Raw genomic sequence first — 10394 nt, 5'->3', positions numbered from 1 at the left:
GTCTCAAAGGTCGATTGAAGGAGACCTCGTCATCTTTAGTGATCCCGTGAACTTGAAAAACGTTCTTGGCCAGATCGAGGCCGATTGTAGTAACACGCATTGGGTGGCTCCTCCTAAAAGCAGATATGGACATCTGCAGTATGGCGCATTGCGTCGCCGATTGGAGCAGGAGCCATCCACCCCATCAAGTTTGACGGGCCGCGCCGCAGCATAGTCTTCAGTGACTGCATGTCTCTTTGGGCCGTTCATGTCAGTCCTCCCCCTCGTAGTGAACGGCATGCGCTCCCGCCAGACTGCCAAAAGCTCATCCAACAGCGAAAGATCATCAAGTGGCCGACACCCGGGCATGTCGATCTGAACGAAACCGGAAGGTGCTTCTTCCATTCGAAGTCCCTTCACTATCACCGCCTCGTAGACAGAAATGTGTTGAGCCAAAACATACCACCGTGACGCCGTACGTGCCCAACCTCGGGTGTTTTGACGCCATCCCCCACAGGAGGGCGCACCATGACGAGTTACATGGGGCCGCCAGTAGTTTAGCACCGGGGCGTCAGCGAGGTCATGTTCGGAAGGGTCACAATCGGCAACGGTGATTGCGGTACGTATTTTCTGAGCCCAGAAGTCTTGAGTGTTCATAGTGAACTCCAAGATGAAATTGATAGTGTGATCGTGGGATAAAAAGTCTGCGCGTTGAAACGAGACGCACCTCGGCCCAGCCGAATTTGTTCAGTGCAAAAGCGGGCGGTGTATGGCCTGATCCACGGCGTCCAGCATCCGGACGACAGAACGCAGACTGACAAGTTGAGGCTTTTCAATCGCATCAATAACCTCATGAACCGCACCGACTGCATCCTCAGACAGACCACGGCGCGCGCCCTCTCTCGATGCGAACCCTTTGAGATCCTCTGCGGACAAGGCCGATAGCTGCATGGGAGGACAGCGGCTCAGAAATGGGGCTGGCAGACCATCAAGGGAATTTGCAGTCATCACCCAGCTGATCCAAGACATATCGAAGGACACCCGGAAATATGGACACGACCATTTCACGGCGGTGAACGGCTCTAGGAATGGCAGCAGACCTTCGCTGAGAGCAAATCTCTGCCCTCTATTCGACGCCACGATACCGGCCTTCTCGATCTCATCGACTACGATGACGGGATTTGCGATACCGCTTGCCATGATGCCTTCCAGTGGTTTCCCTGGACCTGCGGCTCCCCAACCTCTCTGACTGCCAGTCACAGAGAAAGCGGCAGGTTCTCCCGTTGCTTCGATGACAGTCGTTGGCACAAGCAACTTGTCACCGAGCAACCGGGCCCAAAAGCTTTTGCCAATGCCCGGCGGACCTACAAGCAGCAACGGCCTCAGCCGAGGAGCCGGATCGCCATTGCGCACCGAAGCACGCATATCGTGCCAGACGCGCTCCGTGGCTTTCGCCATCCATGGCATTTCTGCGTGCAGGGCACTCGCGATCACATCGGCGTGATGATCTGTTTCCACCGACTTCAACTCGGCCCCCTTCCGGAACACTTCCAACCGCTTCCGATCGCCCTTGTCGAGATGCCCCATGCCGGACTTGCGAGCGATTGCAATCAAATAGGACGCTGCCCGCCGCTCGATCTTCAGCCTGTCCGTATCTGTCAACATGAAGTCTTCCCTCCTAGCGCCCCTCTTCAGGCGCAACTGATGGAGGTGCCGCTTCAGACGGCTTTCGATATCGAAAGAGGATGGCAAATTGCTGGGTGGGAAGGTGGCATCGATAAACTTGATCCGTGGCATTGGGTGTCCTCTCTGAGCCGGCGCGCCATTCGATTGGCGGCCCGCGTTCGGCAGCGCGAGGCTGCTAAGGTTTCAATAAGAGGATCCGGACCCTTGAGAACGTAATGAGAACATTTTACAGAGTCGGTCAACCTCTGCGCCGAGAGTTCAGCCCTTAAACGAAAATGCCGACCCTTTCGGGCCGGCAATCCTCAGACTCAATAATTTCAATAACTTAGGTGTCAGTGGTCATTAAAGACCCACCCAATGGTCGTTTTTTTGGATGAAATGGTTCTCAATTGCCCGCTATAACAACAACAACTGACGTCCGACATCTAAATTGCGTTCCTGCCCTACTTTCATACTAATAAAATCAATATGTTAGGTCAACACGCGACATGTAAGAACGCGTCTTCCGACACCTCAAATGCGTTCTCAGACACCGTAAATGCGCCCTGCCTTGGCCCCTGCCCCACTTGTCTGAATGCGGAACACAAAAAAACCGCCCCGAAGGGCGGCTTTTGAAGGAAGTTTGGCGGTTTCCGCTTAAGCAGCAGAAGGTCGGCGCCGTTTATTCAACGTCTTCACCGCTTCGCGCTTTTTGTCGTCGTACCGTTGCAATGCTTTCATCGTATCGATCAGCTTCCAGTACTCCGAAACAAAGGGGTTCAACTCTTCATCGCAATCCATACGCAACGCATAAGCGTCGGCAAAATATGACATGTCGATCTCATCGTTGTCGTCCTCGAGACATTCGCCGATTGCTTCGATCGTCATTTCAACAGCCACGCCAAACCTCCCCACTGCCGCATGAATCAAGATCTTAATGAATTCGTCGATCTGAAGAATGCCAGCGTCCCGGACGCCCGCGTCATGGAACAATTTGATGATCGTCTTCCGGAGCAGCGCTCCATCTCTTGCGAATGTCATGGGCTTCATCTCGATGGGGCGAAGACGACGGGTCAGCGTCGGATCGTGGTTGATTAAATCACGCCCCTCAGGCGTAGCCGTAAGGATGATGCAAATCGGCCAGTTGGAATGCTGCATCATATTACGGAAACGTTTGATGAAGACTTCGATGCTATCTGAGGTCTTATACCGACCGCTATCTTGCACCTCGTCCAGATGCAAACCGGCGATCCCACATTCCTTGAAATACTCCATGACCAGACGGCCGAGGTATTCATCATCCCGCCGCGCATGCACCGGAACTCCAAGCTCAGTCAGGACCTCGGTCAAGGTTTCCTTGACCGTTGCCCGCCCAGGAACAATGACGCTGAGGATGCGATAGCCAAACTGACGATCGCCTGCATCCTCGGCCAAGGCATGGTGCTCGGCGATGACTTCCTTCGCAAGCCGCGACTTTCCAGCCCCCGCGGGGCCGATCAATGCGGCCCCTTTTTGCTCCGTTTTTCCAACCTTCAGACGAGCTTCACGTTGAGCCAAGATCCCAAAGAACCGCTTGCGGAACTCCCAGTAGACCTCCGTCTTCTCGAAGTGATCTTCAAGAGCAACGATACGGCCTGCAACTTCATTTTGCTGATCGTATTCGCTCCGGGATTGATCGGTGAGTTGAACAGTCATCACGCTTTCCTCTTCTTGGCTTTGTTCTTGCGGGCCTTCGCACTGGAACGGAAACGGTCCAGTCCAGTGGGCGTGTCTGGCTCCGCTTCTTCCTGGATGCTACCGACCTCAAATCCGCCCTCTTCCATTGGGTCATCGTATTCAGCACGCCCGACGAAAGGTTTCTCGTGGTGACCTTTTCCGAAATCGAGTTCACGTGCGGCGCGTTCGACCTCAGACTGCGAGTACCCCATCAGACCGATGTCGCATTGACGCATGATGGTCTTCGCCAGATTTCTCCAGATAGCCGCGGCTTCTTCGCGGGCACCTTCCTGCGCAAGGTTTTCCGCTTTGATGCGCTGCCGGGCGAGGAGACGTTCCTGTTGCCAGACACGCAGGGACTTGCCGCGCATACTCGAGTCGATACAGGGTACCGAGATCAATTCGCCGTCTTTGAGAACAGAAATTCCACCGAGATCGAAGGGATCAACCTTGATTTCGAGGTCTTCTCCCGCGGGCGCAATGCGGTCTACCAAGCGGGCCTTGCGCTCATTGCGGATCCGTTCGTTGCTGTAAACTGTCCCCGCGAAACGGATGCCTTCCTCTCCGACTTTGGCCTTGGCGTAAAACCCGCAAGCCTCGCGCAACTGGCCCGGAGACGGCATCTGGGTGCAATCGTATTTGGCACCTTTGGTCAGTTCTGCCCAAACAGCCGCAGGGGTCCGGCGGTTCAGGCTGCGATGCGGTGTCTTGTGATACTCAGCGGCAAACGCAAGCAGCGTGACGTGCAGTTCGTCATCGGCGATGCAGGCCTCAGCATTCGGCTTACGGTCGTTCCGCGCCTGCGGGTTTTGTGCCGTATAACCCGGCAAATACCGCGCCCATTTCAAGTCGACCGTCCAGAAAAAGCGCTCGATATGGCCACGCAGGTTGGACACACCGGCAACCGTGTTCATCTGGGTGGAAGAGAGAAGATAGGCCGCATGAGAGAACAGAGCTCCCCCGAAAGGTTGCTTTCCGAACTCCGACCCGTTGTCATTGACGATTTCTTGGATTGGGCAGCGATAATCCCAGTCAGAGCCTTTGATGCCGATCTCACGGAATAGATAGGTCTTGTCCATGTAGGCCATGCGCAATGCCTCCAATGAGGCGTTTTCATTCGGTGTTCGGCAAATCGAGAAGCCCAGTATTGCCCGCGTTGCGATATCCATGAGAAACACAACCCACCTACGAACTCGTTTGACATCTGCACGCTCCTCATCGGTCATTTGGTTCAACTCTTCCCGAGTGGCATCCAAAGTGACCAGATGGAACCTCCACGCATCTGTCTGGACCACTTCTCCCGGCACCGTCGATTGGCGACCGCCCTCCGAAATCCCAAATTGTTTTTGCGCTTCGGCCAATCCATCTCGCTGAAGAACGACGAGAAATGGATCAAGATACTTGTCAATCCAGCGCTCATAGGTCCTTTGGCACTTGATCTTGAACTTCGCCGTGATCCCCATCTGATCCCGTTGAGCATTAATCTGTTCCAGTACCTTTATCAGCGACGTGATGACTTCTTCCTTTGACGGACGAGTTGCATCCGCATATTCTCCGAGGCGTTCGAGGACGAAGATGAAGTCCGCCTGCACTTGGGTGGCAGCATCGATCTGGACCTTGCGCGGTGCCAGAAAGATATTCGGATTTTTGTTTGCTTTCCGAAACCTCCGGTAGTTCCGCAAAAGGGCGTCTGCACTCGGCAGCCGTTTCAGCTTTTGAGATGAATTCGGTTTCTGAGTGCCATAGAGTTTCCGCGCCTGATAGGCATCATAGTCAGCGCTCATCAAAGCACGAAACTCTCCCACCCCATCCCGGGTAAGCTTCATGCCAAGGTTCCGATAACGCTCCATCAGAGTGCAGGTTTGCATCACCAGGTCGACAGCATCTCGCTGTTTTTTTGTGGCTCCAAAGAGTTCTGTCGCTCCATAGAGGGCACGCTCTTCCTGGCGAGCGACGCTGTAAAACCCCTTCTCTACAACCAGCAACTCCTCATCAAACAGGTACGGGACTTCCGCAGTCTCGAGCTTGCGGAGGTCCACATTTCCCTCATCATTGACGACCGACACCTGGAAATAAGTGATTTCTTTGCTCTTCTTGTCCTGCACGGGCAAAATTTTAGTGACCTCGCGACCTTCAAAGGTCACGCGGTCAGATGCCGTAATGTTTGCGAAGTACATCATGCGGCAGTGCTCCAAAGCTGTGTCTCGGTTTCGAAAAGGTCGAGTTTGTGCTTACCGATTTCGCCATCGCCGATCAGGCGCACGGCTGCGCGGTAACCACGCCCAGCGTCAGAAATGCGAGAGGCATCGATCAGGCCCTCGAAGGTGAACCGAGATCCCAGTTCGTTGGCTGCTTCCAGGACGATCCGATCCGCTTCAGGATCCCAGCCACGGCGTGCCATGTGGATGTCTTTTGCACATTGGCGAGATGCCGGGTGAAAACTAAAGCGAGACACGACCCGAATGCTATCGGCGATATCAGCGGAACACTGCTCGGCAATGTTGGCCACTTCGTCGAGGTAAGACTTGCGATTGGCCTTCTCATCGTATTTGACGGACACAAGCACCGTAACGCCGGTCTTCATCAAGGCGTTACAGTCCCACAGAGTATGCGTATCTTTGCCCGCCAGATCGACATAAGGCGTGCGGGTCAACTGTTCGCGAAAGGCGATCACATTTGGATTGGCCGCGATGTTTTCATACACTTGAGCCTCTTCAAAGGACGCGCACCAAAACTGCTGCAATGCAGCCCGGCGGTGAAGGCGCGTCGTGTAAGCCACCTTGCAAGAGCTGCTCGATTTGCCGAGTTCCAGCTTGTTCAGATACGACGGCAGCACGCGCATCGGTTCATCAGGATCTGCCAGTGGCGGCGGCAGAACATCTCCCTCCCAAAGATGGGAAAGGTGGCCGTAAGGGTGGTTGGCCATATTGGTATCAAGATCTTCCATGATCTGTCCTCGTATTCCAGCTCCGATTGCATCGGAAATTTGGGGAAAACCGAGGCCCGGGCATTCGGGCGTCGGGAGGAATCCTCAGCAAAGCAGAGACCAGTCGGGGGCCGGTCACGTCCCGAGGTTAAGCAGGACGATGCGTTGTGAAGATTCGTTATGGAGGGCAGAGAGATCCTTGAATTCGAAAGCCGTTATTGCTATCGTTTCACCTGATTGGGGTGGATCACTTCCGCCTTTGTAGAATGCTTGTCCTGTTGGCGCAGGACGAGCGTTTTCATCTTTAGGTCATCATTATTGCGTCCTCCTATTTGGGGCGGATCTGTGGTTGGCCTTCGGTTTCCAGCATGTCCCTAGGCCATGACCGAGGGCGATTGAAAGCGCTCTTCGCGACTAGAAATTTCGCGAGAATTTGCTATAGTTCGCGAGATCCGTTGCGAAAACGAAAGATCTAAGTGTAGTCACAGTCGGCGCCAGAGCATCAATATGTTGACCGACCTTGCGACATCCGTCCTCATGTCGGGGGCGGCTTGTCGAGAGACACAAGATCGGCTTACCGCCTCCATTCAGCAAAAATTCGTTCTCCATGTTTTTGCATTCAGTCCTTTTCACCTCATTGAGAATCATTTTTTCAAACGACGGAACAGCTGCGACAATCTGGCACAATCAACCTCGCGCCCTTTATCCCTGAAATTCAAAATCAGCATATTACATTAGGTAAGAATCACGCTTCGAATCCAGGCATGTCGCATCCAGAAGCTAAAGAGTTAGTCCATGCCCCCCGTGAGCCCATAGATATACGTCCACCTTCGCAACAATTGCCGCTTTTATCTCAGCGTTGAATATTCGCTGCCCGTATCAACGACGCCGGTTCCGAGCCGGGTTGCTTGGCTCCAAACTAATGCCGTGATCACTATCTCACCTCCGCTCAAATTCACTCAAAAGTCGCGGCAAACCTCCTTTCATCCCGTCGACAAAATTTTAATTATGCGCTTTTTGGGAGGTGTATACAGCGGGCACGAGCGAAAGGGGCTACTTTATTCAGCAGTCACTTTAAAAGCGAACTTGCCGCTCAAGTGCGGAATCCAGCCATAAAAGATGTCCTGCCGTTCCGGGTTCACATGAATTCGGCAGATCAATCTTTTGCGTAGAAACGCAGCGGCCCAACACCCCTCCATCAGGGGCCAACAGCTCTTGCGGGACCGTCGCCCGCAGGCGTTGCGAGGTCTTCCGCGCAACAGACAGCCGCATCATGACCGCTGAAATAGAAAAGCTGACGTGAAGCTTTTTCGCAGCATGAGCTTTGATGGCGGTTTCAGCGCATATGAACCACTTCAACAATGGAAGATTGCTGCGTTCGAAGATCGTTCCTTGTCGCGCGGAAAACTGGCTTCGGCACTCTTTGCAGTGGTAGAAGTGCCGATCAGCTAAATGGGAAAGCTGGTTTGATCCGCAGTCGAGACATATAACGCCATCTGGGAACAATACCTCGAGCAGGCGCAGTTCACACTCCTCATCTGTGCTGAAATGCCTTGAAACGCCGTTTTTCGGCAATGCCAAAAGCAGAGATTTCCAATGAATTTCGGTCGCGAGATCATCCATTCGAAAATAATGGCATTCGAGTGCGACAGTTGCCAGTTGGAAGTTCGAGAGCCGACAACGGGCTTTTCTGAAGCCAGATCAGGTCCAATTTAGGTGGCCTGCGTTTCCCGCAGCCATAAACGATCTGACGGTTCCACCCAACTGATAAACGCCGCTGATAAGTCTGCGCCCGCCAAACCCTCTGATATTTTTTGGAACGAACTTGACCTTGTTGTTCTCGCCGCGCTGCAAATCGCCAATGAACTGTTAGGGCACTATCGAAGGCATGAACATGGCAGTCTGCCGGAGGGAGGTCTCCTAGGTAGGGTGCGTGCGATGCAACGCGCGCAGGTTGTGATTGATGAAGCAACCGATTTCTCCCGCGTCCAACTTGCATCTATGCACGAGATTTCACACCCAATTTCCAGCTCATTCTTCCTCTGCGGAGATATCAATCAACGCCTGACATCGTGGGGGCTAAAATCAAATGAAGCCCTAGACTGGATTACCAAAGGTATCGAGCGGAAGTCGATCACTGTGTCGTATAGGCAAAGCCAACGCCTCGTGGACCTTGCGAAGGATGTTGCATCACTAGGTGGGTCGCAAGACGAAGACATAATCTTGCCGGATCGCCTCGACGCAGAAGGCTTATCGCCGGTATGGCAGGATACTCTTTCCGATTTTGATCAGGTCTCCAACTGGCTCACAAACCGAATTCACGAGATTGACCGAATGCTACAGCGCTCCACAACGATCCCGGTTCTTATGAACGAAGAGGCTGAAGTAGAGCCCCTAGCTGTAGCGCTGAACGACCGCTTGGAAGAGATCAGCCTCTCGGCAGTCGCGTGCAAGGATGGAAAGGTGGTAGGGAACGATAGAGATGTCAGAGTGTTCGACATCCGCCATATCAAAGGCCTAGAATTCGAAGCAGTCTTCTTTGTCGGACTGGATGAGACAATTACGAAGCATCCCGATTTGTTCGCCAAATTTCTCTATGTGGGCGCAACGCGGGCAGCGACCTGCCTCGGTGTAACCTTTACTGAGTCAATTCCAAAAGAGGTTGCAAATCTTGCGTCCCACTTTCAAAAGGTGTGGTTAATTTAAGTGGAAACACATGTGCCAAGTCTGATCAAAAAGGCACTGGCGCCGAATTTGGAAGTCCCAGTTCTGCACTCGCAAACTTTAGTTTTTCAACAGAATGGGCGGAGAGCATGCGTAATTGGGCAGCCTTTCGCTTTTAGGCCAAGCTCCCATTAAGATCACAGAATAGCTGTGAACAAGGGAGATAGATGGTGGAATACTATGTTGGATTAGATGTGTCGTTGCGGTCCTGTGCGCTTTGCATTGTTGATGGCAAGGGAACGGTTCTGTTCGAGCGAGAAGTGCCATGCGAGGTCAGTGATATAACTGAATGCCTTGTGGACTTTCCACATACGATTGAACGTGTTGGTTTTGAAGCGGGAGCCATGAGCCAGCACCTTTTCTTTGGCCTGACCGCTGAGGGTTTTGATGTTGTCTGCATGGAGGCACGGCAAGTGAATGCCGCTCTATCAGCGATGAGGAATAAGACCGACAAAACAGATGCACGTGGCATCGCACAGATACTGCGCACTGGCTGGTTCAGTCCGGTGCATATGAAGAGCCGTGAAGCACATGGCCTCCGTGCGTTGCTGAGTACACGCAAAGCCTTGCTAAAGAAGACGATGGATCTGGCTAACGAAGTTCGCGGGCTTTTGAAGGTATTTGGCGTCCGGCTGCCTCAAACAGTTAAGCATGGTAGCTTCGACAGCGTTGTGCGGCCGATGATCGAGATCGACGACGTTCTGGCACATGCTCTCGTGCCCTTGCTCGATGCGAGGGTCGTTCTTTATCAACATTATTTGGAACTAGATCGGCGCGTTAAGAGGGCAGCCAGTCAAGATGATGTCTGCATGAAATTGATGACTATTCCTGGCGTTGGCCCAATCGCAGCGTTGAGTTTTAAATCAGCGGTTGATGATCCAACCCGTTTTAAAAGATCTCGCACCGTTGGCGCACACTTTGGGCTTACACCGCGAAGATATCAGTCAGGAGAGCATGACAATCCGGGACGGATATCCAAGGCTGGGGATCGAGATGTGCGGGCCGTTTTATATGCAGCTGCCAATGCGTTGCTTATGCGAACGATGGCAAGCTCCCAGATTAAATCTTGGGGTATGCGATTGATGCGCACAAAAGGACGTCGCCGCGCCGTCGTCGCTGTCGCACGTAAGTTGGCCGTCCTAATGCACCGCATGTGGATCGACGGCTCAGAATTCCGCCAGGATCAAGTGGGAGACATGGCATGAACGAAAACGCCAATCCACAATCCTAACGGGGTCGTCCCTCACCGGACGAGGTTCGTGGAAGAAGCCGAAAATGTCTGCTGCGCATCTTGAAGCGCGCCGGAAAGCGGGGCTCTCCACTGCCGATCCGACATATGCTTGCAGCGATGCCATTCGAACATCAAACCAGACTGCGAAGAGAA

General features: G+C 53.3%; 7 protein-coding genes and 1 pseudogene. 2 read left to right on the top strand and 6 right to left on the bottom strand.

The genetic code is table 11. From position 1 onward, the window contains the following. Nucleotides 1-291 precede the first annotated feature (291 nt). The 6 genes and pseudogenes from KO497_RS19375 to KO497_RS03390 form a co-directional block, all read right to left on the bottom strand. Nucleotides 292-636: pseudogene (locus KO497_RS19375) on the bottom strand (DUF6634 family protein); the annotation flags it as partial. Nucleotides 637-726: 90 nt separating this feature from the next. Next, nucleotides 727-1644, bottom strand: a complete 918-nt coding sequence (locus tag KO497_RS03410) for an AAA family ATPase (RefSeq protein ID WP_354668082.1) — start codon at nucleotides 1642-1644, stop codon at nucleotides 727-729. A gap of 657 nt (nucleotides 1645-2301) precedes the next feature. Continuing rightward, entirely contained in the window at nucleotides 2302-3339 is a 1038-nt protein-coding gene (locus KO497_RS03405) for an ATP-binding protein (RefSeq protein WP_215942550.1), read from the bottom strand. Further along, nucleotides 3339-5540, bottom strand: coding sequence for a hypothetical protein (locus tag KO497_RS03400; RefSeq protein ID WP_215942549.1), 2202 nt, complete (start codon nucleotides 5538-5540; stop codon nucleotides 3339-3341). Before KO497_RS03400 ends, KO497_RS03405 begins: the two co-directional genes overlap by 1 nt. Next, complete coding sequence (locus tag KO497_RS03395; RefSeq protein ID WP_215942548.1) at nucleotides 5537-6307, bottom strand: hypothetical protein; 771 nt, start codon at nucleotides 6305-6307, stop codon at nucleotides 5537-5539. The genes KO497_RS03400 and KO497_RS03395 overlap by 4 nt, the downstream gene beginning before the upstream one ends. A gap of 1053 nt (nucleotides 6308-7360) precedes the next feature. After that, nucleotides 7361-7909, bottom strand: coding sequence for a transposase (locus KO497_RS03390; protein WP_215942547.1), 549 nt, complete (start codon nucleotides 7907-7909; stop codon nucleotides 7361-7363). A gap of 93 nt (nucleotides 7910-8002) precedes the next feature. On the opposite strand from KO497_RS03390, the gene KO497_RS19370 reads away from it, so the two are divergent. Together KO497_RS19370 and KO497_RS03380 are read left to right on the top strand one after the other, a co-directional pair. Next, entirely contained in the window at nucleotides 8003-8992 is a 990-nt protein-coding gene (locus KO497_RS19370) for an ATP-binding domain-containing protein (protein ID WP_215942546.1), read from the top strand. Between the two features lie 188 nt (nucleotides 8993-9180). Next, complete coding sequence (locus tag KO497_RS03380; protein ID WP_215942566.1) at nucleotides 9181-10215, top strand: IS110 family transposase; 1035 nt, start codon at nucleotides 9181-9183, stop codon at nucleotides 10213-10215. Nucleotides 10216-10394 lie beyond the last annotated feature (179 nt).

This window comes from Pacificibacter marinus, from assembly GCF_018860665.1.
In the GTDB taxonomy this organism is placed as follows: Bacteria; Pseudomonadota; Alphaproteobacteria; order Rhodobacterales; family Rhodobacteraceae; genus Celeribacter; species Celeribacter marinus_A.
Note: the sequence above shows the minus strand (reverse complement) of the source record. Positions and strands in the feature narration are given on the sequence as shown.